This window comes from Brevundimonas sp. M20, assembly GCF_006547065.1.
GTDB lineage: Bacteria > Pseudomonadota > Alphaproteobacteria > Caulobacterales > Caulobacteraceae > Brevundimonas.
Genome location: NZ_CP041243.1, coordinates 719,550 through 742,261, shown reverse-complemented (window position 1 = coordinate 742,261; position 22,712 = coordinate 719,550). Strand labels below are relative to the sequence as shown.

Here is a 22,712-nt window from a genome sequence, read left to right as displayed (position 1 = left end):
GGGCGTGCGGCGGACTTCAATGGCCGAAAGCGGTCGTTCTGAGTTTCCGCTACAGTGAAGGGGGGGGCGCCCCAAGCTCCGCTCGGCGATCTATAACGGCCACACCATCAGGATCAGCGGCGGCCCCGCCAGCAGCACCAGCAGGCTCAGCGGCGCGCCCAGCCGTGCATAATCCCCGAACCGATACCCGCCCGGCCCCATCACCAGCGTGTTGCACTGGTGGCCGATGGGGGTCAGGAAGTCGCAGGCCGCGCCGACCGCCACCGCCATCAGGAAGGCGTTGGGATTGTAACCCAGCTGCGTCGCCAGACTGGCCCCGATGGGGGCGACGATCAGCACCGTCGCGGCGTTGTTCAGGAAGGGCGTCACGGCCATCGAGGCCAGCATCAACCCGCCGACCGCCAGCACGCCCGGCAGATGGGTGAACAGGCCGCTCATTCCCGCCGCGATCAGGTCCGCGCCGCCAGTCTTCTGGATGGCGTCGGAAACGGGGATCAGGCAGGCGATCAGGATCAGCAGAGGCCCGTCCAGCGCCCCATAGGCCTCACGCATCTTCAGCCCGCCCAGCGCGACGATCACCACCGCCGCGCCGAAGAAGGCGATGGCGACCGGGAGCACGCCAAAGCCGACTAGCGTCATGGCGATGGCCAGCACCACCGCTGGCAGGAAGCGTTTGCGCACACTGCCCAGCCGCACCTCCCGCTCAGCCAGCGGCAGCAGGTCCAGCGCCTTCAGAGCCGTCGGCAGGCCCGCCTCCCCGCCCTGCAGCAGGATGACGTCGCCCGCCTGCAGCCGGGCGGACCTCAGCTTCTGGGTCAGTTCATAGCCGCTGCGCGACACGCCGATCAGATTGACCCCGTACTGGCCGTAAAGGTCCGCCGCCCGCACCGACTGGCCCGACAGGGGCGAGTTGCGGCCGATCACCGCCTCGATCACCTGCACCTCGTCAGTCGGCTGCTCCAGCATCACCGGACGATCCTCCCGGACCAATTGCAGATGGCTGGCGGTCAGGAAGCTTTCCAGCGCCGCCGGACCGCCTTCGATCAACAGGGTGTCCCCGGGCAGAACCTTGTGATTGCCGCGCGGATTAGCGGTGCGTTTCTGTCCCCGGATGAGGGCCAGGATGCGCACCTCTCCGTCCCCCACCATCGACAGGCCCTTGATGGTGGGGTTTGGCGAGGTCCAGCCTTCGGGAGCCCGCGCCTCGGTCGCGTAGCCGTTCGCCGCCAGCGCCTCTCCCAGCCCGACCGCGCCCTTGCGATCCGTCGGCAGCAGCCGATAGCCGAACGCCAGAAACACCAGCGCCATCGCCGTCAGGGCCAGTCCCACGGGCGCATAGTCGTACATGCCGAAGGGCTGACCCAGCAGATCGGCGCGAACCTCGGCCACGATGATGTTGGGCGCCGTGCCGACCAGCGTGACCATCCCGCCCGCCATCGCTCCGAACGCCATCGGCATCAGCAGGCGCGAGGGAGACGATCCGGTCTTGCGGCTGACCTGAAGGGCCACCGGCATCATGATCGCCAGCGCGCCGACATTCTTCGTCACCATCGACAGCAGGGTGACCGCGACGGTCAGCACCGGTGTCTGGCTGCGTTCGGTCTTCAGCAGGGGCAGCACCCGCTTCAGCGCCATCTCGACAATGCCGGACCGCGCGAAGGCGGCACTGACCACCAGGGCCGCGGCGATAATGACCGTCACATCGTTGCGGAAGCCGTCGAAGGCCGCCTCGGCCGGGATCACCCCGATAGCGAGGCCCAGCACGAGGGCGCCCAGCGCGATCAGGTCATAGCGAAACCGCCCCCATATGAAGGCGACAATGGTCAAACCCACCAGCCCGAAGGCCAGCCCCTGCTGCAGCGTCACGCCTGCCCCATCCACGAAAAACCCCGGCGGCCGGATGGCCGCCGGGGCCTAACGCCCGAGGGTTCAGTTCGATGCGTGGGGCATCCGGCTGTCCTTGCCGGTGATCAGCCGCCCCGCGGCGCCCACGATCTTCGACACCGCGATGATGAAGCCGAGGGCGACGCAGAGCATCAGGATGCTGGACAGGGGCCACCAGCCATTCGCGAACATGACACGAACCCGTTCGATAAAGCTCTCCACGTCCGGCACGAAGACCACCGGCGACATCGGGGAGTACAGCCAAACCCAGACGAACAGGGCGGCTTCCGCCAAGCCGAAGCCGATGTCGCCCAAGGCCGTGAAGCGCACGCCTTTCGGATACAGGGCGCGGGTCAGGTCGAAGGCGATCCTCACAACGGCGAAGACGATCACCGGCCAGTAGAGAAGCTGGTGCATCTCGCCCAGCATCCGGCCGTAGTCGACGCCGCTCACCACCGCGCCCAGATCTTGCGGCGTTGTGTGGGTCAGCGGCAGCCAACCGATCCACCAGAGCAGGACCACGCCCCAGCCCACGGCGCTGCCGAGCGCCCTGACCGTGGGCGATGACCCGCGCTTCGCCTTGGCGGACTTGGCGGGCTCGCCGCTCCAGTCGCCCTCGCTGAGCCCCCGCGACACGGCCTCGGCGTTCAGATTTCCGCCGAACTCGAACAGGCCCAGGTCCTTCACCCGCCATTCCCGCAGGAAGCGCGGCTTCTCCTTTTGACGCTCGATGATGTAGGCGCCCAGCGTCGCGAAGCCGATCAGACTGATGGCTCCATTGAAGATGCTGCTGAAGGCCTGCCCGATGGCGCGGCCCACCTCGACGTCACCGACGACGACCCGCACAATCGCGCCAAGCACGGTGATGGCGACGACGGCGATCAGACCGGCGCGAACGCCGAACATCCACCACGGATAAAGCTCCGGCCCCACGATATGCTGCGGCCCCGAGCCGTAGCGGGCGGCGACGGCCAGCGGGTGGCCGATGTCGCGCAGGATGCCCTCCTGCTCGACCTCGGTCAGGGGGCGGCCCAGGGCCTCCTCCTTTTCCTCGAACCGGCTCAGGATCATGTCCCGCAGTTCGGCGATGATGTCGGCCCGCTGGCTTTGCGGCAGCTGGGCGGCGACGGCGTTCAGATAGCGGTCAATCAGGTCCATCAGGCTTTCCCCTCGTCCTGGATGTTCAGAGAAGTTTTTCGAGCGAGTCGCTGATGCCCCGCCATTCGTCGGTCAGGGCGGCCAGCATCGACACGCCCATGGGCGACAGGACGTAGAAGCGCTTCTTCCGCTTCTCTTCCTCACGCCATTCGCTTTGCAGCAGCCCCTGGCTCTCCAGCCGGCGCAGCAGCGGGTAGAGGGTGGACTCCTCCATCTCCAGCCCGTCCGCCGCCAGCGCCTGACGCAGGGTGTAGCCGTACCGTTCGGTCCGCAGGCAGGCGAGCACCGCCAGCACCAGCGATCCACGGCGCAACTCCAGCCGCATGCTTTCAAAAAGTTCCGGTTCGACGCTCACGCCGCCCCTCCCTCTGCGTCACATAGTGTGTGACACACAGTGTATGCGACATACTGTGCGAGGGAGTCAATACGCGGGAGTTCCTTTCCCTTGCCGTCGCCTGAACCGGCCTCACTCAGGGATGCGCACGCCGTCCCACGCGAACACGCCGCCGCCGTCATGCGGCTTGAGGCCATCGATCACCTCCAGCAGACAGGCGGCGGACTGCGCGGGGCTGAACAGCTTGTCCGGCTTCACCCCGCGCTGGAACGGCGCGCTCAGCCTGGTGTCCACCGTCCCGGGATGCAGACCCGCCACCACCGCCTGCGGATGGGTGCGGGCCATTTCGATCGCCAGATTCCGCAGGATCATGTTCAGCGCCGCCTTTGACGCCCGATAGCTGTGCCAGCCGCCCAGCCGGTTGTCGCCGATAGACCCGACCCGGGCCGACAGGACCGCGAAGACGGACCGCTGATCGCGTGGCAGCAACGGCAGGACGTGCTTGGCGACCAGCGCCGGGCCGATGGTGTTGACCCGGTAGTCCCGCGCCATGTGTGCGGGGTCCAGCGCGCGATAGCTCCGCTCAGGTTCGGCGCCGGAGTGCAGCACGCCGGTCGCCACGAGCACGAGGCCGAGGGGCGGCCCGTCCTTGAGGCCGGCGGCGGCGGCGGCGATCGACGCCTCGTCTTCCAGGTCCAACCCGGTTGATCGGGACAAGGCATGGACATGATTGAAGCGACCCGACGCCTCCAGCGCCGCGACCATGGCCGCGCCCAGACCGCCTGACGCGCCGATCACGACAGCCGAAAGAGGGGGAGTTTCCGTCATGCCCCGATCAGCGCCCGCACGACCCGCGCGGTCAAGCGCCGGCAGGCCGCGCGGACGTCATGCCTCACGCGCGGCGCAGTCTCGCGGTCACGGAGCACGGGCGGAGGGCGCTCGTCGTTGACGCCACTGGACAAGCTCCCGTTCCGGGTGTGTCCTGACGAGTCCGGCGCAAGAAAAACAACAGGCCGGGACGAGTGAGGAAACATGTCGAACCGACCGAGCCACATCCGGCTCAACTCCCACCCCGGCGCGGGAACCGCGTCCCGCTTCCCCGTCCGGTGGGGTGCCCCTACCGCCCGTGAACGGGGGCCGGTGATCGGCACCGTCAATGCCGGGCCGGACCGCAACGCCATCGGCGCCCATGGCGGCGCCTATTCGGTCTATCGCGCGCTGGCCGTTTCATCCGGGGCGATGAGCGCGAACAACCGCCCGGACCTGACCAACACCGCGCCGACCACGCCCATGGGGCCGTTCCCGCAGTGGACCGATGGCGGCAAGATCGTCTCGCTGGACCCGTGGGGCGCCCGCGTGGCCGAGGACTTCGCGACCGAGATTCAGGACGGTGTCGATATCCGCCCCACCATCGCCGTGACCAGGGCCCGCCTTCAGCTCGGCGAGATCAACGAGGCCATCGCCGCGGGCCGCATCAAGGTCGACGGGACCGTGGTGCACGAAACCGGCGATGTGGCGGTGACCAAGGCCGCCGTCGATCCGGTCTGGTATCTGCCCGGCATCGCGGAACGCTTCGGCGTCACCGAGACCGCCCTGCGCCGCACCCTGTTCGAGCAGACCGGCGGGATGTACGCCGACCTCGTCACCCGCCCGGACATCAAGGTCTTCCTGCCCCCCATCGGCGGCATCACCCTGTATATCTTCGGCGATCCGGCCGCGATCGCCGACCCGGCGCGCCGCCTGACCTGCCGGGTGCATGACGAGTGCAACGGCTCGGACGTGTTCGGCTCCGACATCTGCACCTGTCGCCCCTATCTGACCCACGGGATCGAGGAATGCGTTCAGGAGGCCCAGAACGGCGGCGCGGGTCTGATCGTCTACAACCGCAAGGAGGGGCGGGCCCTCGGCGAGGTGACGAAATTCCTCGTCTACAACGCCCGCAAACGCCAGCCCGGCGGTGATCAGGCGGCGACCTATTTCGAGCGCACCGAATGCGTCGCCGGGGTGCAGGACGCCCGCTTCCAGCAATTGATGCCCGATGTGCTGCACTGGCTGGGGATCACCAAGATCGACCGCTTCGTCTCCATGTCCAACATGAAGCACGACGCCCTGACCGGCTCGGGCATCGAGATCGGCGAGCGCGTGCCGATCCCCGATTACCTGATCCCGCCTGACGCCTCGGTGGAAATGGAAGCCAAGAAGGCCGCCGGCTACTTCACCCCCGAAGGCGCCAAGTCCGCTGACGAATTGACCCGCGTGGTGGGCCGCGACCTTGAGCAGTTCTGAAACGGCGCAGGCGCCCATCCTGCTTGCAAAGGGCCTGCTGACCGCCGCCGCCGTCCGCGAGCGCGCCCGTGAGATGCTGGAGATCGGCATCGCGGGCGGGCTCGACCACTGGCGTGTCGATCTCGACCGACTCCCGGAAACGGCCCGCTATGTCGCCGCCGTCATCCGCGACCAGTATCCGACGCTGGCCGTACCCTTCCATGCCCGCTGGCGGCATTTCGCCGTCGATGGCGTGGACCTGTGGGGTCCGGTGGCCGAGAGCCGGGCCTGGCCCGACGCCGCCAACCGCGCGCGGACCGAGTTCGATCTGGTCATCGTCTCCGTGCTCCTGGACGCCGGCTCCGGCCCCGGCTGGAGCTATCATGACACGCGCACCGGCAAGACCCTGACCCGCTCCGAAGGACTGGCCATCGCCAGCCTGCGGATGTTCGAAGCGGGCGCCTTCTCGTCCACACCGAGCGATCCCTGGCGGGTGGACGCCGACGCGCTCGCCCGCCTGTCCGCCGACGATCTGGCGGAGGGGTTCCAGGTCTCGGACGACAACCCATTGGTCGGACTTGAAGGCCGCGCGGGCCTGCTGCGCCGTCTCGGCGAGCAATGCCTGAAACGCCCCGACCTGTTCGCGACGGCGGACACGCCCCGCCCGGGCGGACTGGCCGACGTGCTGATCGGTCAGGCGAGCGACGGCGCCCTGCCCGCCCCCGCCATTCTGGAACTGTTGCTCGAAGCTTTCGGTCCGGTCTGGCAGGACCGGCTGAGCCTCGGCGGCGTCGATCTGGGCGACTGCTGGAAGCATCCGGCGATGAAGCGCGATGACACCACCGACGGTCTGGTCCCGATCCACAAACTGTCCCAGTGGCTCAGCTATTCGCTGGTCGAGCCGCTTCAGACCGCGGGTCTGAAGGTGGTGGATCTGGACGGCCTGACCGGGCTGGCGGAATACCGCAACGGCGGCCTGTTCACCGACCTCGGCGTCTTGACGCTGAAGAACCCTGCGGACGCGGAAAAGCCGTGGCCGGTATCCGATCCGCTGGTGGTCGGCTGGCGCGCCATGACCGTGGCCCTGCTGGACAGGATCGCGGCTCTGGTGCGAACTGAGCTGGGCGTCAGCGCGGAGGCCATGCCGTTGGCCAGCGTGCTGGAGGGCGGCACCTGGGCGGCCGGTCGCCGCGCCGCCGCCGAACGCCGACCGGGGGGCGGACCGCCCCTGACCATCCTCTCCGACGGGACCGTCTTCTGATGCCGAAAGCCGCCTTCAAGATGGACGGGGTCACCGTCGTCGATCACCCGCTGGTCGCCCACAAGCTGTCGATCATGCGGGCGAAGGACACCTCCACCGCCCGCTTCCGCGCCCTGCTGCGCGAGATTTCGACCCTGCTCTGCTACGAGGTCACTCGCGACCTGCCGCTGGAGGACTATCCGGTCGAGACGCCGGTGGGCCCCACCACCGGCCAGAAGATCGAGGGCAAGAAGCTGGTCTTCGTGCCGATCCTGCGCGCCGGTCTGGGGCTGGTCGAGGGTATGCTGGACCTCGTCCCGTCCGCCCGCGTCGGCCATGTCGGCCTGTATCGCGAGCCCGAGACGCTGGAGGCGGTCGAGTACTATTTCCGCGCGCCCGAGGACGTGTCCGACCGCCTCTGCATCGTCATCGACCCCATGCTGGCCACGGCCAATACGGCGGTCGCGGCCATCGAGCGGCTGAAGGAGCGGGGCGTAACCAACCTGCGCTTCGTCTGTCTGGTCGCCTCGCCCGAGGGGCTGGAGCGGCTGCGCGGCTGGCACCCCGACGTGCCGATCTGGGCCGCGGCCGTCGATGAGCGGCTGAACGATCATGGCTACATCGTTCCGGGTCTGGGCGACGCGGGCGACCGGCTGTTCGGGACGCGCTAGTGCGCCACGGCATCATGTAAAACGGGCCCGGATGCGATCGCGTCCGGGCCCGTTGCTGTTTCCGATCCGGCGCTACCCCACCGCCCGGACGTTGTCGTCGGAGTTGCGGTCGATCCACTTGTTGTACGGATCGGCGCCCGCGAACTTCGGCTCACGCGTGGTGATGAAGCGCAGGGTCTGCACCCCCGTCCGGATCGGACGACGCTCCAGCAGGATCACGTCCGTCTGGCTGAACGCGCCCTTGCCCGGTTCCGCGGTGAACAGGCCGATGTCGATCTGCTCGTTCAGCGGGGCGTCGGTCTCCTTGCCCTGACCGTCCGCATAGAGCTTGCGGGCGTCCACAGTGACCGCGACATCCCAGCGGCCGTCCTGACGGCGCGTGGCCGTCACCCCGGTCGTCTTGATGTCGTAGAGGGTGATCTTCTCCAGCAGGTCGGTGATCAGCGCCTGCTTGTCCGCCGGAGCCTCGGCCCGCAGGGCGGCGATCAGGTCCAGCGAGCGCGCATAGGGCGCGCCCTTGAAGGCGTACTGGGCCAGCACCCGGCGCAGGGCGCGGTTGACCGTGTCCTCCCCCAGCTGGTCCCGCAGCAGGTACATGACCAGCGCGCCCTTGCGATAGTGGACGTACTGCTGGTTCTCGACGCGATACAGCGGCAGCTCTTCCAGCCGTTCGGTGCCGCGCGAGCGCAGATAGCGGTCCAGTTCGAACTTGAGAAAGCGGCGGATCTGATCCCTGCCGTACATCTTCTCCATGACCATCAGCGCCGAATACTGCGCGAGGGTCTCGGACAGCAGGGTCATGCCCTGCTGGTCGGAACCGACGACCTGGTGCGCCCACCATTGGTGCGCGAACTCGTGGGCCGCGACATAGGTGACATAGTCGATCTTCGTCGGATCGCGCAGGTCGGCGATGAAGCCCAACCCTTCCGACCAGGCGAAGGTGTTCGGATAGGACTGCGCGAAGGAGGCGTAATCCGGGAATTCCACGATCCGCGCCTGCTTGAACTGGTACGGGCTGAAGTTGGCCTGGAAATAGTCCAGCGAGCTGGACAGGGCGTTCAGCATGCGCGGCACGTTGCGGGTGTGGGCAGGGTCGTGGAAGACCACCATCTCCACCCCGTCATGCACCCGACGGGTCTGGGCGTAATGGGCCGACTGGACCGAGAAGAAGTTAAGCACCGGGGCTTCGGTGACGAAGCGCGAGGTCCGACGGCCATTGGCCACCGTGTCCGAACGCATGTCGCCCGGCGCGACCACCGTCTGGTCGGCGTCGGTCGTGACGGTGATGTCGGCCGTCACCCAGTCGGCGCCGATGTAGTTGCGCGCGCGGGCGCTCTCGTCCTCGACCTTGGCCGGGCGTAGCTCGGCCGGCAGGCCGTGCTTGCGGCGCTTGGTCCGGTCGCTCAGCAGGCCGTCACGGCTCATGCCGACCATCGGCGCGAACTCGAAATTGTTCACGAAGGTCCCGTTGTCGACGATCCGGGTGGTGTTGCCGCTGTTCATGAAGCCGCGTTGGGCCAGCACGCTCTCGAAATGAACCGTGCGGCGCTCGCCGGGCTGCATGGGCGTGTTGAAGCGATAGATGCGGTAGCTGAATTCCGGCCAGTCGCGGGCCACGCTCGCGCCCTCGACCGTCAGCCGCTCCATGTCCAGATCGTCGTTCCAGCGCAGGTGCACCTCGCGCAGCGGAGCGGCGGTCCGGTTCTCCAGCACATAGGCTCCGGCAGCGGTCAGGCTGGGGGCGTGGGGGTGCAGATCGAGGTTCATCCGCACATCCACGACCGACGGCTGCGGCGTGGTCTCGTAGCGCAGCAGGGTCTTCTCGGCGTCGGCCTGAAGCTGCTCGGTCTGCTTGTCCGTGCGGTACTCGTTCCAGACGTTGGTGTTGATGAAGATGTAGACGCCCAGACCGATGAACGCGGCCAGCGCCGCGCCGCCGATCAGGCCGGCCGGACCGGCCAGCCGACGCGGAAACCGCTTGAGGCGCGGCATCAGTCGGCTCTCGGTTCCCCTACGCCACAGGCCGTACCCGATGACCAGCAGGAGGATGGCGAAGGCGGTCCAGTAGGCGTCCAGCCAGGCGTTGAAGCCCGCGAACTTGCCCGTGCCGTTCATGTCCGACAGCGGCACGCCGATGCCGCGACCGTAGCTGTACAGCACATGGTCGAAGCCGAGGTTCGACAGCACGATGGTCGAGATCATGTAGACGACCATGATCGCCCAGCCGACGAACTTGTTGGGCGACAGGGCTTGCACGAAGATCGCCAGCACGGCCAGCAGGCTGAAGCTGACGGCCTGCGGAACGACGTACCAGAGCAGGTATTTGCCGAACTCGAAGTCGGTGTAGCCCTTGATGGCCTGCGTCACGACACCCGCCAGAACGCCGACCAGCGCGGTCGAGACCAGCACCAGCGCCAGCGCCAGCGTCTTGGGCACAAGGAAGGTCCAGTCGGGCGTCGAGGTGGCGTCGATGATCTCGTGGAACTTCCGGTCACGATCCCGCCAGACCAGCTCGCCGGAATAGTAGATGGCGATGACGATGGAGATCAGGCCGAAGGCGCCGACCAGACCGGTGATCACGACGCGGGTCACCAGCAGCAGCGGCGCGCCGTAGATCTCGCCCGTGAAGAACAGGGTCGTCATCGCGAAGGCGAAGCCGAGGAAGATCAGCACCAGATAGGCCGGGCTCCTGAACACCATCGACACTTCGAACGCCGTGCGCTTGACCAGTCGGGCCCAGCCGGCGGCGAAGCCGTAGCTCGGCGCGGGCAAGGCGCCCGGCTGGATCGGGGTCGAGGTTTCCGCCTCGGCGAGGGCGCGCAGACGCTCCTGTTTCCGGGGCTTCGCACCCTTGGCGGCCGGACGGTACAGGGCATAGGCCGCCGCCAACAGCCCTGCTCCGATTGCGGTCCAGATCACCCGGTTCCAGAGCAGCACGCCTTCCAGCGGCGCATTGAGCGTGTTGCGCTCGGCGGCGGTCCAGTACTTCGTCACCAGCGAATAGGCGCCGCTGCCGAAAGGCTCGCCCCAGGCCAGCGCCGTCTCGAACTCGGGGCGTGACCCCAACGTCCCCGTGGTCGCCAGATAGACGATAAGCACCGCGACCACGCCCACATAGGTCGCCATCATCGACCGGGTCACCGTCGCGAGGGCGAAGAACAGGGCGGAGGTGAGGAACAGCCCGGTCAGGCCGAAGACGCCATAGGCATACAGGTAGTCCAGCGGACGGAACGCGCCCACGGTTTCGGGATCGACCCACGGCATCAGGGTCCCGGCCATGGTGCCGATGGCGATGCTCAGATAGCAGAGCGCCACAGCCCCGAAGGCGCCGAGGAAGCGGCCGTACAGATAGGCGCCCTTGGTGATCCGGGTGCTCTGGATCATCGGGCCGAAGCCGGTCTGGGTGTCCCGCGCCACGACGTTCGCCACGATGGCGGTCGTCGCCAGCATGAAGAAGACGTTGAAGATGATGTGCGCCACCGCCAGCGCATAGGGCGCGTTACGGTGCACGTTGCCGCCCGACCCGATCGAGACGTTGTCACTGGCGACCGCGCCGAAGGCGAGCAGACCGAAGACGATGGCGATGACCCAGAACGCCGGCTGGCGCAGCTGGTAGCGGAATTCGAAGCTGGCGATCTTTCCAAACATGCCGGGGCGCCTCAGGCCGCTTTACGCGACTTGGCGACGGTCGCCATATAGACATCCTCAAGCCCGCCCGGCGCGCCCTCGAAGCCGTCGCCCGGATGGCCATCGGCCAAGACGTGGATGACGGTGCGGCCGGCCTGCAGACGGGTGGAGATCACCTCGTACCGCTTGCGGAAGTCCGGCAGCTCGGCCTTGTCGATGGCGCGTTTCCAGATACGGCCCTCCAGCGTGTGCTGAAGATCGGTCGGCACGCCTTCCAGCTGGATCTTGCCGCCCGCCAGCACCGCCATGCGCGGGCATAGGTCGGTCACGTCGCCGACGATGTGGGTCGACAGGATGACGACCACGTTCTCGCCGACCTCGGCCAGCAGGTTCAGGAAGCGGTTGCGCTCCTCCGGGTCCAGACCGGCGGTGGGTTCGTCGACGATGATCAGTTCGGGGTTGCCGATCAGGGCCTGGGCGATGCCGAAGCGCTGGCGCATGCCGCCCGAGAAGCCGGCCAGCGCCTTGCCGCGCACCGGCCACAGGTTCACCTGATTCAGCAGCGCCTCGACGGTCGCCTTGCGCTCCTTGCCGTTGGCGATGCCCTTCAGCACGGCCATGTGGTCCAGCATGTCGTAGGCCGACACGCGCGGATAGACGCCGAAGTCCTGCGGCAGATAGCCCAGCACCCGGCGCAGCTTTTCCGGCTCGGCGATGACGTCGATGTCGCCGAACCGGATGGAGCCCGAGGTCGGGGTCTGGAGGGTGGCGATCGAGCGCATCAGGGTCGACTTGCCCGCGCCGTTGGGCCCCAGCAGGCCGAACATGCCCTTGGGGATCGTCAGGTTGACGCCGTCCAGAGCGTGGGTCCCGTTCCCGTAGACGTGGGTCAGGTTCTCGATGGTCAGCATGGCGTCCCCCTCAGAATAACGGCCTGCACCGTGTCGCGCGGACGGGTGAGCGGCAAGTTAAAGTTGGGTCACAAACGCTGTCCCGAACCGGTTCGGCGCGCGCCTTGCAGGCGTTTGAGCCTGACCACTATGTCTTGAACCGCCAACGGGTTAGAATGAGCCCGGACAACCGCAGGACCCGACCCCGCCCGTGCTGAAAAACCTGCTTCCCAGCAAGCCGGGGACCGAGCCCCTCGCCGAAGCGTTGAAGGCGTGCAAGTCGCACTTCATCTGGGCGGCCGTCTTCTCGGCGCTGGTCAATCTGCTCTACCTGACGCCGACCCTCTACATGATGCAGGTCTACGACCGGGTCGTGCCGACCGGCGGGATCGAGACCCTCTTGCTGGTCACCGCGGTCGCCGTGTTCGCCCTCGCCTCACTGGCCGGGCTGGACTGGCTGCGGGGGCGGTTGATGCTGCGCGCCGGTCTGCGGCTGGATCGCCTGCTGTCGGCCAGGGTGCTGCAGCGGGTCATGGACCTGCAGGCCAAGGCGCCCTCCACCCAGGCCCTGCGCGAGTTCGATAATGTGCGCGGCGCCATCGGCGGTCAGGGCATGCTGGCCCTGTTCGATGCGCCCTGGACCCCGATCTATCTGCTGTGCTGCTTCCTGCTGCACCCCGCCATCGGCCTGCTCACGCTGGTCGGCGGCGGCATCCTGTTCACCCTCGCCTGGCTGAACGAGCGGGACACCCGCCCGCGTCTGGCCAAGTCGATCCAGTCCCAGAACCACGCCTACGCCGCGCAGGAGGCCATCGCCGGGCAAGCCGAGGTCGTCCGGGCCCTGGGCATGCGCCAGTCGTCCATCTCGCGCCAGATCGAGCAGCGCCGTCAGGCGACCGCGGCCCAGGCAGACGCCCAGCTGGCCGGCGGTCGCTACTCGGGCGCGATCAAGTTCCTGCGGCTGGTCATGCAGTCGGCCGCCCTGGGTCTGGCCGCCTATCTGGCCGTGAAGAGCGAGATCTCGCCCGGCTCAATCATCGCCTCGTCGGTGCTGCTCAGCCGAGCGGTCGCGCCGGTGGAGCTGCTGGTCGGCGTCTGGCCGTCGCTGGTTCAGGGCAAGGCCAGCTGGAAGACCCTGACCGACCTGTTCGCCAGCACCGCCTCGGTCGAGCGCGAGCGCACCGCCCTGCCTGACCCGCGCGGGCGGCTTCAGGTCGAGGGGGTTTCGGTCAAATTCCCCGACACCGAAAACCCGCAGTTGCGTGGTGTCGCCTTCGCCCTGCAACCGGGTCAGACGCTGGGCGTCGTCGGAGCCAGCGGCTCGGGCAAGACCACCCTCGCCCGCGTGCTGGCCGGGGCGCTGAAGCCGCAGGCCGGCGCCATCCGTCTGGACGGCGCCGAATACGATGCCCGCGAGGGCGATGAGCTGGCGCGCTGGATCGGCTACCTGCCGCAGGTTCCCAGCCTGTTCGCGGGGACCATCAAGGACAATATCTCGCGCTTCTCCACCGCCGTCGGCGTGGATCAGGAGATCGCCGACCGGGGCGCGGTCAAGGCCGCCATGGCCGCAGGGGCGCACGAACTGATCCTGCGCCTGCCCAACGGCTATGACACCCTGCTGGGACCGTTCGGTCAGGGGCTGTCGGCCGGTCAGGCGCAGCGGGTGGCGCTGGCCCGCGCCCTGTACGACGACCCGGTCCTGCTGGTGCTGGACGAGCCGAACTCCAATCTCGATCAGGAGGGCGAGGCCGCCCTGATGCAGGCGATCATCGGCGCCTCGGCGCGCGGCGCGGCTGTGGTGATCATCGCCCACCGCGCGGGCGTGTTGGCCCGCGTCGACCGCCTGCTCATGATGCGTGACGGCATGGTTCAACTGGAAGGCCCCCGCGAGGAGGTGCTGGAGAAGATGCGCGCCACCGCGCCGCGCGCGCCCGGACAGCCCGGCGCCGCCCCGCAACGCCCCGCCGCTCCGGGCGCCGCCCCGACTTCGGCCCCGGCGCAACAACAGGCTCCGGCATCTGCCGCGCCGCAGCCGCCGCGACGTAGCCAATGACCGACGCCGCCCCGCCCCGGACCCCGGCCACCCTGCCGCCGGGCGCCGCCGCCTCGGCGACGCCGATCGCGATCCCCGGCGCCGGCGCGCCCGAGAAGCCGCTGATCGTCACCGACGCCCCCAGGCTGGAGCTGCGGATCGGCGGGGCGATCATCGTCCTGTTCTTCGTCCTGTTCATGGGCTGGGCCGCCCTGGCGCCCCTGGATGCGGGCGCCTTCGCCCAAGGCCAGATCTCGGTGTCCGGCAACCGGCAGGCGGTGCAGCACCGCGAGGGCGGCGTGGTCAGCGCCCTGCATGTCCGCGAAGGCGATACGGTCCAGCGCGGCCAGATCCTGCTGACCCTGTCCAGCGGCGAACTGCGGGCGACCGAGCGCGGCGTCGCCGGCCAGGTCTACGCCCTGCTGGCCCAGCGTTCGCGTCTGGTGGCCGAACGGGACGGTCTGGGCTCGATCCCTACGCCCGCCGAGTTCGCCAACCTGCCGCCCGAGGATGCGGCGCTGGCGCAGGAGTCCCTGCGTATCCAGCAGCTGCAGTTCGGCGCGCGTCGCACCGGACGTTCGACCGAGACCGGCGTGCTGGTCCAGCGGATCGCCCAGCTGAACGACCAGATCGACGGTTATGAGCGGCAGATCGAATCCAACATCGAGCAGCAGCGCCTGATCCAGGAAGAGCTGACCGGCATGCGGGGGCTGGCCGCGCAGGGCTATGCGCCCCAGACCCGCGTGCGCGCGCTGGAACGCACCGCGGCCCAGCTGGACGGGGAACTGGGCTCGCTGCGCGCCCAGATCGCCCGTTCGCGCGAGGCCGTCGGCGAGACCCGGCTGCAGATGGCCGGGGTCAACACCAAGATGGGCGAGGACGTCGCCGACCAGCTGCGCCAGATCGACATCCAGCTGAACGAACTGCGCCCGCGCATGACCGAGCTGCGCAACCAGATCGCGCGCAGCGAGGTGCGGGCCCCGGCGACCGGTCAGGTCGTGGGCCTGACCATATTCACCCAGGGGGGCGTCGTTCAGGCGGGCCAGACCCTGATGGAGATCGTCCCGCGCGACGCCTCGCAGGTCATCGTGGCCCAGGTCGAGCCGACCGATATCGACAACCTTCAGGTCGGTCAGGAGACCGAGGTGAAGTTCACCGGCCTGCGCGAGCGCAATCCGCCGATCATCCGCGGCCGGGTGACCAACATCTCGGGCGACAGCTTCACCGTCGAGGAGACGGGACGCGCCTTCTACCGCGCCGAGATCGTCGTCCCGGCGGCCGAGTTGCACAAGCTGGGTCGCACCGCGGACAGCCTGCGTCCCGGCGCCCCGGTCGAGGTGGTCATCCTGCTGCGCAAGCGCACGGCGCTGGCCTATCTGCTGGAGCCGCTGACCAACAACCTGTGGCGCTCGGGGAGCGAGCAGTAGGGTCGAGGGATTAGGGACAAGGGATTAGGGATTAGTTCGGCGGAGAGGAGGGATGGCGCTCGGCCTCAGGTTGTCCCTACCCGGCCTTCTTCTCCGCCCGGAACCGGTGCAGCAGGGGCTCGGTGTAGCCGCTGGGCTGCTGGACGCCCTCGAAGACAAGCGCGCGCGCGGCCCTGAAGGCGATGCTGCCGGACGGGTTGGTCGCCATGGGCTCGTAAAGCGGATCGCCCGCGTTCTGGGCGTCCACGCGAGCGGCCATCTTCAGCAGGGCGGCGTCCACCTGTTCGGCCGTGCACACCCCGTGCAGCAGCCAGTTCGCCATGTGCTGGGACGAGATGCGCAGGGTGGCCCGGTCCTCCATCAGGCCGACGTCGTGGATGTCGGGCACCTTGGAGCAGCCGACGCCCTGATCGATCCAGCGGACGACATAGCCCAGCAACCCTTGCGCGTTGTTCTCCAGCTCCTCCGTCACCTCTTCCGCCGACCAGTTGCGGCCTGACGCCAGAGGCGCGGTCAGCAGGGGTTCGAGGCCGGGCGTCGGCCTGGCGGCGATGGCCTCGCGCAGGGCGAAGACGTCGGTCTGGTGGTAGTGGAGCGCGTGCAGGGTCGCCGCCGTCGGCGACGGCACCCAGGCGGTGTTGGCGCCGGTCTTCGGATGGGCGGCCTTCTGTTCCAGCATGGCCTGCATCTGGTCCGGGGCGGCCCACATGCCCTTGCCGATCTGGGCCTTGCCGTTCAGGCCACAGGCCAGACCGATGGCGACGTTGCGGGCCTCATAGGCGCTGATCCAGTCCGATGACTTCATCTCGGCCTTGCGGACCACGGGGCCGCCGCGCATGGCGGTGTGGATCTCGTCCCCCGTGCGGTCCAGGAAGCCGGTGTTGATGAAGACCAGCCGGTTCGCGACCTGCTTCAGGCAGGCGGCGAGGTTGGCGGAGGTGCGGCGCTCCTCGTCCATCACCCCGACCTTCAGGGTGTGGCGGGGCAGGCCCAGAATGTCCTCGACCCGACCGAACAGGGCGTCGGTGAAGCCGACCTCGTCCGGCCCGTGCATCTTGGGTTTGACGATGTAGATCGAGCCTTCACGGCTGTTGCGGAAGCGGCCCCGCCCCTTCAGGTCATGAGCGCCGATGGCCGAGGTGATCAGGCCGTCCAGCACGCCCTCGAACACCTCCGAGCCGTCCGCCAGCCGGATGGCGGGGGTGGTCATCAGGTGGCCGACGTTGCGGACGAACAGCAGGGACCGGCCCGGCAGGGTGACGGTAGAGCCGTCCGGCGCGGTGACGACCTTGTCCGGGTTCAGGGCGCGGGTCAGGGACTGCCCGCCCTTCGAGAAGGTCTCGACCAGTTCGCCGGTCATCAGGCCCAGCCAGTTGCGGTAGGCGGCGGCCTTGTCAGCGGCATCGACGGCGGCGATGGAGTCCTCAAGGTCCACGATGGTCGACAGGGCCGCTTCCAGCACGACGTCCGAGATGCCCGAGGGATCGGTCGCGCCGATGGGATGGGACGGGTCGAAGACGACCTCGATGTGCAGGCCGTTGTGGCGGAAGACGCGGCCCTTGTCGGTCTGGCCGACGTACTGGGCGGGGTCCCTGAGCGCGATGCCCTTCGACGGGTCGCCGAGGTCGGCCCAGGAGCCGCTCTCCAGCGGCACGGCCTCGTCGAGGAAGGCCTTCGCGCGGGCCACGACGCGGGTGCCGCGGGCGGCGTCATAGGGACCGGGCGGCGGCAGGTCGCCCAGCGCGTCCGTGCCGTACAGTGCGTCGTACAGGCTGCCCCAGCGGGCGTTGGCGGCGTTCAGCACGAAGCGGGCGTTGAGCGCGGGCACCACCAGTTGCGGCCCGGCCAAGGTCGCGACCTCGGCGTCCACATGGGTCGTGGCGATGGCGAAGGGCGCGGGCTCGGGGACCAGATAGCCGATGTCGGTCAGGAAGCGGACGGTGGCGGCGGGGTCCTGCGGTTGCCCGGCGCGAGCGGCGTGCCAGTCGTCGATGCGGGCCTGAAGCTCATCGCGCACCTTGAGCAGGGCCGCGTTCTCGACGGCGGCCCAGTTGAACAGGTCCGCCGCGCCGGACCAGAACCGGTCCGCCTCCACGCCAATGCCGGGAAGCACCTCTTGTTCAACGAAATCCGCCAGTTCCTGTGCGACCTGCAGGCCTGCGCGCGGCGTCATCGACATGGGCGTCTCCAAAGTGAGGCTGTAACATTCCGTGATCACGTCGGGGAAGTCGAGCGGATTTCGCAGATGCGGGAGGAATTCGTGCGCGTGAAAAACCGGGTGTGAAGAGTGTAATCGAAGTGAGACGGCGGAGACGGTCGAGACGGCGAAAATACACCGTCTATGGAGTCTATGCCGTCTATGGCGTCTATCGGCGGAGGGGGCGGAAGGCAGTAGGCAGCAGGGTATCAGATGGGTGCGTCAGAATTGGACGTATGCCTCTGCGTCCTTCTCCCCTTGAGGGAGAAGGTGGGCGGCGAAGCCGCTCGGATGAGGGGGATGTTTGACGCGAACCGGTCGCTAGTCAGCCTGAAGCCGACTTACCCCTCATCCGGCCCTCCGGGCCACCTTCTCCCTCAAGGGGAGAAGGACTTGCGCGCAGCACGACAACACGCACTCTCCCCTCATGAACTGGTTCCGCCTTCACTGGCCGCTGACCCTGCTGGTCCTGATCGCCGCGTCGGGTGTGTTGTGGCCCGTGCCCGGCGGTTGGCCGTCGAAGGTGGCGCTGGCGTGGGACATCGGGGTCGGGCTGTTCCTGCTGGAGAGTGCGGTGAAGGTGCTGCGCACCCGGTCGGCCGACGCCATCCGCAAGCGGGCGTCGGCGCTGGATGAAGCCGGTCCGGCCATCCTGCCGCTGGCGCTGATCGCGGCGGTCGGCAGCGTGGTCGTCGTGGTCGGCGAGGCGGCCAGCGGAGGCGGCGGTCCGGCGGTGCTGGCGCTGGTGACGGTCGCCCTGTCGTGGCTGTTCGTCCACGTCATCTTCGCCTTCCACTACGCGCACGTCTTCTATTCGCCGGGGGATAAGGGCGACCGGGGCGGGCTGCTGTTTCCCGGCGACGACCCCGAGCCGGACTACTGGGACTTCCTGCATTTCTCGCTGGTCATCGGCGTGGCGTCGCAGACGGCGGACGTGCAGATCACCGACCGGGGCATCCGCCGGACCTCGACCGTGCACAGCCTGACGGCCTTCGTCTTCAACACCGTGGTGGTGGCCCTGACAGTCAATATGGCGGTAGGATTGCTCAGCTGATCGGATTTTCCACCCATTCAGTTCAAGCCATTCAGAAGCAAGCATAACGTCGCTGACGGGGAACAGTATGATGAAGACGCTCGGGTCCCTGTGTCTGGCGCTTGCCGTCGCGATTCCGGCAGCGGCAAGCGCCCAGGAAGGCGGCGGCATCACCGTGGCAGGGCTGGAACGTTCTGATCTCGCCGGTGAGTGGATTCGGATCCCCTTCCCCGGTTCGCTACCCAACTATGTCCGGACGGAGCCAGCCTACCGACGCGGGGACAATGTCGGCGCGATCACCGGCCAGATAAATCGCCAGACCCGGACCCTGGATGTGTATCTGACGCACTTCTACTGCCCGCCCGGAAAGTTCATGGCGAGCGCATGGAGGTCGATCTCACCGAATGGGGAGATGAGTGAGACACGCATGATCATGATGGAATTCCGAGAGGCCGACCCGGACACATACTTCGGGGACCTCAGGCGCTGGTATTGCGACGGGGAAAGCCTGCAGTCCGACGCCAGCTTCAACGGCATCGACCCGGTGTTGTCGGATGTGGCCAGCCAGCCTCCAGCGCCTTCGAACTGAGCCCGCGCCTTGACTTGAACACCTTTCAGGCCCATCTGCCTGCTGCATCGCAGCATTTTGCGATTACCGGCGTCTCCAGCGCGTGTGGGCCTCCCTCCCCGGAAGCCTGTCTGTAGAAGCCGCCGGACTCTCATATTCATTCGCTGCCCGGACACGCGGGGTAGCGCCCGATCCACCCCGAAGGCCCCTTTCAGGCGCCCCATCGGGACTGGCGGTGCGCGGCCCTGACGGCTTTCGAGCCATGGCTGATGCGTGTCGCCGCATGCGAAAGAAGACGCTCCGTGAGCAAGACCACCTTTGACTCCATGGGCCTGAACCCGGCCCTGCTGACCGCCCTGAAGGCGGAAGGCTATGAGACCCCGACCCCGATCCAGCAGAAATCCATCCCGGACGTGATGCTGGGCAAGGACCTGCTGGGCATCGCCCAGACGGGCACCGGCAAGACCGCCGCCTTCGCCCTGCCGATCCTGCACCGTCTGGCCGCCAACCGCGTCGCGCCTGTGCCGCGCACCACCCGCTGCCTGGTCCTGTCGCCCACGCGCGAACTGGCCACCCAGATCGCTGAAAGCTTCAAGGCCTACGGCAAGCATCTGGGCTTCCGCGTCGCCGTCATCTTCGGCGGCGTGAAGTACGGCGGGCAGGAACGTTCGCTGAACCAGGGCCTCGACATCCTGGTCGCCGCGCCGGGCCGTCTGCTGGACCACATCCAGCAGAAGAACCTGGACCTGTCGGCCACCGAAATCTTCGTGCTGGACGAGGCCGACCAGATGCTGGACCTCGGCTTCATCAAGCCGATCCGCCAGATCGTCAGCCGTATGCCGGCCAAGCGTCAGAACCTGTTCTTCTCGGCCACCATGCCGACGGAGATCGGCAAGCTGGCGGGTGAACTGCTGAAAGAGCCGGTCAAGGTTCAGGTGACGCCGCAGTCGACCACGGTCGAGCGCATCAACCAGTCGGTCATCCACATCGAGCAAGGCCGCAAGCGCGCCCTGCTGACCGAGATGTTCGCCGATCCCGAGTACACGCGCTGCCTGGTCTTCACCAAGACCAAGCACGGCGCCGACAAGGTCGCTGCCTATCTGGAAGCCGGCGGCGTCGAGGCCGGCGCCATCCACGGCAACAAGTCCCAGCCGCAGCGTGAACGCACGCTGGCCGCCTTCAAGGCCGGCAAGCTGCGCGTGCTGGTCGCCACCGACATCGCCGCGCGCGGCATCGACGTGGACGGCGTGTCGCACGTCGTGAACTTCGAGCTGCCCTATGTGCCGGAAGCCTATGTCCACCGCATCGGCCGGACGGCCCGCGCGGGCAAGGACGGTTCGGCCGTCAGCTTCGTCGCCGGCGACGAGATGAAGCTGCTGAAGGACATCGAGAAGGTCACGCGTCAGAAGATTCCGTCGAGCGACCGCCGCAACGACAAGTCGCTGGCCCTGCTGGACCAGTCGATCATGGCGTCGGGCGTGAAGAACAAGGCCTCGATGCCGGATGACGGTCGTGGGGATCGCCAGCAGCAGCAACGTGGCCCGCGCAACCCGCGTCGCGACGGCATCAAGCTGGAAGGCGGCGGCCAGCCGCACCGCGTCCGCAAGGCCGGCGCCCGCGACGCCGCCGCTCGCCCGACCCCGGAACGCGCCTTCGATCCGATGGCCCGCGACCGGCCGCGCAACACCAACAACGACCCGCGCCACACCTCGGCCCCGCCGGCCCGGGAGCCGAAGCCGGTCGGTGAGATGAAGCGTCGCCCGCGTCGCCGCAAGCCGTCGAACGGCGGCAAGGGCTACGCCGCCAAGGGCTGATCCCTCGGCTTGAGCTGAAAACAGAGACGCCCGCCGGATCACTCCGGCGGGCGTTTTTGCATCCGAGGGCCGATCAACGGCCCGCAGGACAGCCTTCGATCAGAAGGCCATCCGGGTGCCGAGCGACCAGACCAGGCCGTAGCCTTCGGTCGTGCCGCGCAGGCTGGACTGAACCGCCGCCGGGGTGCCGCCGTAGATGGTCCGGTCGCTGTGGGCATCGCCGTCCGAGAAGGCGATGTAGGTCAGGCCGAAGTCCACCCACATGCGCTCGGTCGCCTGGGCCGACATGCCGCCCGAAATCAGCCAGCGGTCCGAGTCCGGAATGCGGGCGGTGCGCTCGTTCTCGCGGGTCGGGGTCGGGGTGTAGCCGACGCCGCCACGGAAGATCAGCTTGTCGCTGGCGGCGTAGTCGAAGCCGACGGCGCCGGTGGTGACGTCCTTGTAGTCCAGACGCAGGGTCTGGCCGCCGCCCGGATAGACGACGTCGATGTTGTCGAACTCGGACCAGCCGATGCGGTTGACCTGGGCGTTCAGGGTCAGGCGATCATTGACCGCATAACGGACCGAGGCGGCGATGTAGGACGGGGTGCTGAACCCCGCCACGCCGTCGGTGGCGATGTTGCTGCCGGCCAGCGGACCGAGCAGGCCCGAGATCACGACATCACCGTCCAGCTCATGCTCGATGGCCGAGCGGTAGCTGAGGCCGAGGTCCAGCTTGCCGAAGTGAGCCTGGGCGCCGACGTTCCAGCCGTAGTTCCAGCCGTCGCCTTCCAGCGAGGACAGGCCGTCCGGCAGGGCCGGCGACAGGTTCGGCAGGGCCGAGGTCAGCTTGGCCTTCACATACTGGGCGTCGACGCCGACGCCGAGGTCCAGCCAGTCGGTGACGCGCATGGCGCCGACCAGGCCGACGTTGGCCGAGCGCAGCTCCGAGGTCAGGGCGTCATAGCGAGCGAAGGAGGTCGGCTCGTATTTGGTGGTGAAGTTGTAGGGCGCGGCGATGGCCAGGCCGACGGCGAAGCGGTCGCCGATCGGGGTCGAGATGGCGAAGTTCGGCACGATGCCGCTCTCGATCGGATTCTGGGTCGAGCTGACGCCGGCCACCGGAACGGTGACGCCGCCCGGATAGGTGATGGTCGAGCCGGCGTTGCTGACTTCCGAGTTCACGGCGACGGCGTGGACGCCGACGGTGACTTCACGGCCGCTGCGGGCGATGGCGGCGGGGTTCCACCACAGCGAGGACACGCCGGTGTCGGCGGCTTCGCCGGAGAAGGCGCGACCGGCGCCGCGGGCGGATTGCTCCTGCAGATAATAGGACTGGGCCGCGGCCGGTGTGGCGACGACAAACGCCAGCGCGGCGAGGGCCGCGCTGGTGAACAGCGACTTGGAGGTAATCATTGTTGTTACTTTCGGTGGCCCCTTTGGGGGGCGGCGTTTCCAACTATGCCGGGGAGGCGAAACGGAAATGCGCTCGAGGCCGGAAAGCTGCAATGCTTCAGGCGGTCTGTTTCAAAAATGTGATCAATGTTCACCTGATCGGCGAACAGAATTAGGCAAAGCTGACCATTTTTGCCC

Annotated in this window: 16 protein-coding genes; 8 read left to right on the top strand and 8 right to left on the bottom strand. The window is 68.0% G+C overall.

Annotated elements, in window-relative coordinates; translation table 11 throughout:
* Window positions 1-90: 90 nt before the first annotated feature.
* From FKQ52_RS03490 to FKQ52_RS03475, 4 genes are all read right to left on the bottom strand, one after another.
* Complete coding sequence (locus FKQ52_RS03490; RefSeq protein ID WP_141625902.1) at window positions 91-1,866, bottom strand: SLC13 family permease; 1,776 nt, start codon at window positions 1,864-1,866, stop codon at window positions 91-93.
* 63 nt (window positions 1,867-1,929) lie between these two features.
* Entirely contained in the window at window positions 1,930-3,042 is a 1,113-nt protein-coding gene (locus tag FKQ52_RS03485; protein ID WP_141625901.1) for a hypothetical protein, read from the bottom strand.
* 25 nt (window positions 3,043-3,067) lie between these two features.
* Window positions 3,068-3,397 carry a PadR family transcriptional regulator gene (locus FKQ52_RS03480; RefSeq protein WP_141625900.1) on the bottom strand — a complete coding sequence of 110 codons (330 nt, stop codon included), beginning with the start codon at window positions 3,395-3,397 and terminating at the stop codon, window positions 3,068-3,070.
* A gap of 111 nt (window positions 3,398-3,508) precedes the next feature.
* A complete protein-coding gene (locus FKQ52_RS03475; RefSeq protein ID WP_141625899.1) occupies window positions 3,509-4,204 on the bottom strand; it encodes an SDR family NAD(P)-dependent oxidoreductase in 696 nt (231 codons plus the stop codon).
* A 204-nt stretch (window positions 4,205-4,408) separates the two neighbouring features.
* Here FKQ52_RS03475 and FKQ52_RS03470 point away from each other — a divergent pair, with 204 nt between their 5' ends.
* The 3 genes from FKQ52_RS03470 to upp are packed head-to-tail and all read left to right on the top strand — an operon-like array spanning window position 4,409 to window position 7,552.
* Window positions 4,409-5,662, top strand: coding sequence for a GTP cyclohydrolase II (locus FKQ52_RS03470; protein ID WP_141625898.1), 1,254 nt, complete (start codon window positions 4,409-4,411; stop codon window positions 5,660-5,662).
* Window positions 5,649-6,902, top strand: a complete 1,254-nt coding sequence (locus FKQ52_RS03465; RefSeq protein ID WP_205750846.1) for a URC4/urg3 family protein — start codon at window positions 5,649-5,651, stop codon at window positions 6,900-6,902. Before FKQ52_RS03470 ends, FKQ52_RS03465 begins: the two co-directional genes overlap by 14 nt.
* A 20-nt stretch (window positions 6,903-6,922) precedes the next feature.
* Entirely contained in the window at window positions 6,923-7,552 is a 630-nt protein-coding gene (gene upp, locus FKQ52_RS03460) for a uracil phosphoribosyltransferase (protein ID WP_141628213.1), read from the top strand.
* Between the two features lie 72 nt (window positions 7,553-7,624).
* Here the strand turns inward: upp and FKQ52_RS03455 are convergent, their stop codons facing one another.
* Together FKQ52_RS03455 and FKQ52_RS03450 are read right to left on the bottom strand one after the other, a co-directional pair.
* Entirely contained in the window at window positions 7,625-11,200 is a 3,576-nt protein-coding gene (locus tag FKQ52_RS03455; protein ID WP_141625897.1) for a M1 family aminopeptidase, read from the bottom strand.
* Between the two features lie 11 nt (window positions 11,201-11,211).
* A complete protein-coding gene (locus FKQ52_RS03450; protein ID WP_141625896.1) occupies window positions 11,212-12,090 on the bottom strand; it encodes an ABC transporter ATP-binding protein in 879 nt (292 codons plus the stop codon).
* 190 nt (window positions 12,091-12,280) lie between these two features.
* Here FKQ52_RS03450 and FKQ52_RS03445 point away from each other — a divergent pair, with 190 nt between their 5' ends.
* Together FKQ52_RS03445 and FKQ52_RS03440 are read left to right on the top strand one after the other, a co-directional pair.
* On the top strand, window positions 12,281-14,122 hold the full coding sequence (locus tag FKQ52_RS03445) for a type I secretion system permease/ATPase (RefSeq protein ID WP_141625895.1): 1,842 nt from the start codon (window positions 12,281-12,283) through the stop codon (window positions 14,120-14,122).
* The gene (locus FKQ52_RS03440; protein WP_141625894.1) at window positions 14,119-15,528 is read left to right on the top strand and encodes an HlyD family type I secretion periplasmic adaptor subunit; all 1,410 of its coding nucleotides are present in this window, start codon (window positions 14,119-14,121) and stop codon (window positions 15,526-15,528) included. The genes FKQ52_RS03445 and FKQ52_RS03440 overlap by 4 nt, the downstream gene beginning before the upstream one ends.
* Window positions 15,529-15,604: 76 nt before the next feature.
* Here FKQ52_RS03440 and FKQ52_RS03435 read toward each other — a convergent pair whose 3' ends face one another.
* Window positions 15,605-17,707, bottom strand: coding sequence for a malate synthase G (locus FKQ52_RS03435; protein WP_205750844.1), 2,103 nt, complete (start codon window positions 17,705-17,707; stop codon window positions 15,605-15,607).
* Between the two features lie 445 nt (window positions 17,708-18,152).
* Between FKQ52_RS03435 and FKQ52_RS03430 the strand changes: the two genes are divergently transcribed.
* The 3 genes from FKQ52_RS03430 (at window position 18,153) to FKQ52_RS03420 (ending at window position 21,140) form a co-directional block, all read left to right on the top strand.
* Window positions 18,153-18,779, top strand: coding sequence for a DUF1345 domain-containing protein (locus FKQ52_RS03430; RefSeq protein ID WP_141625893.1), 627 nt, complete (start codon window positions 18,153-18,155; stop codon window positions 18,777-18,779).
* A 67-nt stretch (window positions 18,780-18,846) separates the two neighbouring features.
* Complete coding sequence (locus tag FKQ52_RS03425) at window positions 18,847-19,347, top strand: hypothetical protein (RefSeq protein ID WP_141625892.1); 501 nt, start codon at window positions 18,847-18,849, stop codon at window positions 19,345-19,347.
* Between the two features lie 281 nt (window positions 19,348-19,628).
* Window positions 19,629-21,140: a DEAD/DEAH box helicase gene (locus FKQ52_RS03420; protein WP_370451025.1), complete on the top strand. Its 1,512-nt coding sequence runs from the start codon at window positions 19,629-19,631 to the stop codon at window positions 21,138-21,140.
* 99 nt (window positions 21,141-21,239) lie between these two features.
* Here the strand turns inward: FKQ52_RS03420 and FKQ52_RS03415 are convergent, their stop codons facing one another.
* Entirely contained in the window at window positions 21,240-22,535 is a 1,296-nt protein-coding gene (locus FKQ52_RS03415; protein ID WP_141625891.1) for an OmpP1/FadL family transporter, read from the bottom strand.
* Window positions 22,536-22,712 lie beyond the last annotated feature (177 nt).

Excerpts from the sequence above, each read along its gene's own strand:
- FKQ52_RS03450 (WP_141625896.1), bottom strand. The coding sequence starts at position 12,090 with ATGCTGACCATCGAGAACCTGACCCACGTCTACGGGAACGGGACCCAC.
- FKQ52_RS03475 (WP_141625899.1), bottom strand. The coding sequence starts at position 4,204 with ATGACGGAAACTCCCCCTCTTTCGGCTGTCGTGATCGGCGCGTCAGGC.
- FKQ52_RS03430 (WP_141625893.1), top strand. The coding sequence starts at position 18,153 with ATGAACTGGTTCCGCCTTCACTGGCCGCTGACCCTGCTGGTCCTGATC.
- FKQ52_RS03455 (WP_141625897.1), bottom strand. The coding sequence starts at position 11,200 with ATGTTTGGAAAGATCGCCAGCTTCGAATTCCGCTACCAGCTGCGCCAG.
- FKQ52_RS03425 (WP_141625892.1), top strand. The coding sequence starts at position 18,847 with ATGATGAAGACGCTCGGGTCCCTGTGTCTGGCGCTTGCCGTCGCGATT.
- FKQ52_RS03435 (WP_205750844.1), bottom strand. The coding sequence starts at position 17,707 with ATGTCGATGACGCCGCGCGCAGGCCTGCAGGTCGCACAGGAACTGGCG.
- FKQ52_RS03440 (WP_141625894.1), top strand. The coding sequence starts at position 14,119 with ATGACCGACGCCGCCCCGCCCCGGACCCCGGCCACCCTGCCGCCGGGC.
- FKQ52_RS03415 (WP_141625891.1), bottom strand. The coding sequence starts at position 22,535 with ATGATTACCTCCAAGTCGCTGTTCACCAGCGCGGCCCTCGCCGCGCTG.
- upp (WP_141628213.1), top strand. The coding sequence starts at position 6,923 with ATGGACGGGGTCACCGTCGTCGATCACCCGCTGGTCGCCCACAAGCTG.
- FKQ52_RS03470 (WP_141625898.1), top strand. The coding sequence starts at position 4,409 with ATGTCGAACCGACCGAGCCACATCCGGCTCAACTCCCACCCCGGCGCG.
- FKQ52_RS03485 (WP_141625901.1), bottom strand. The coding sequence starts at position 3,042 with ATGGACCTGATTGACCGCTATCTGAACGCCGTCGCCGCCCAGCTGCCG.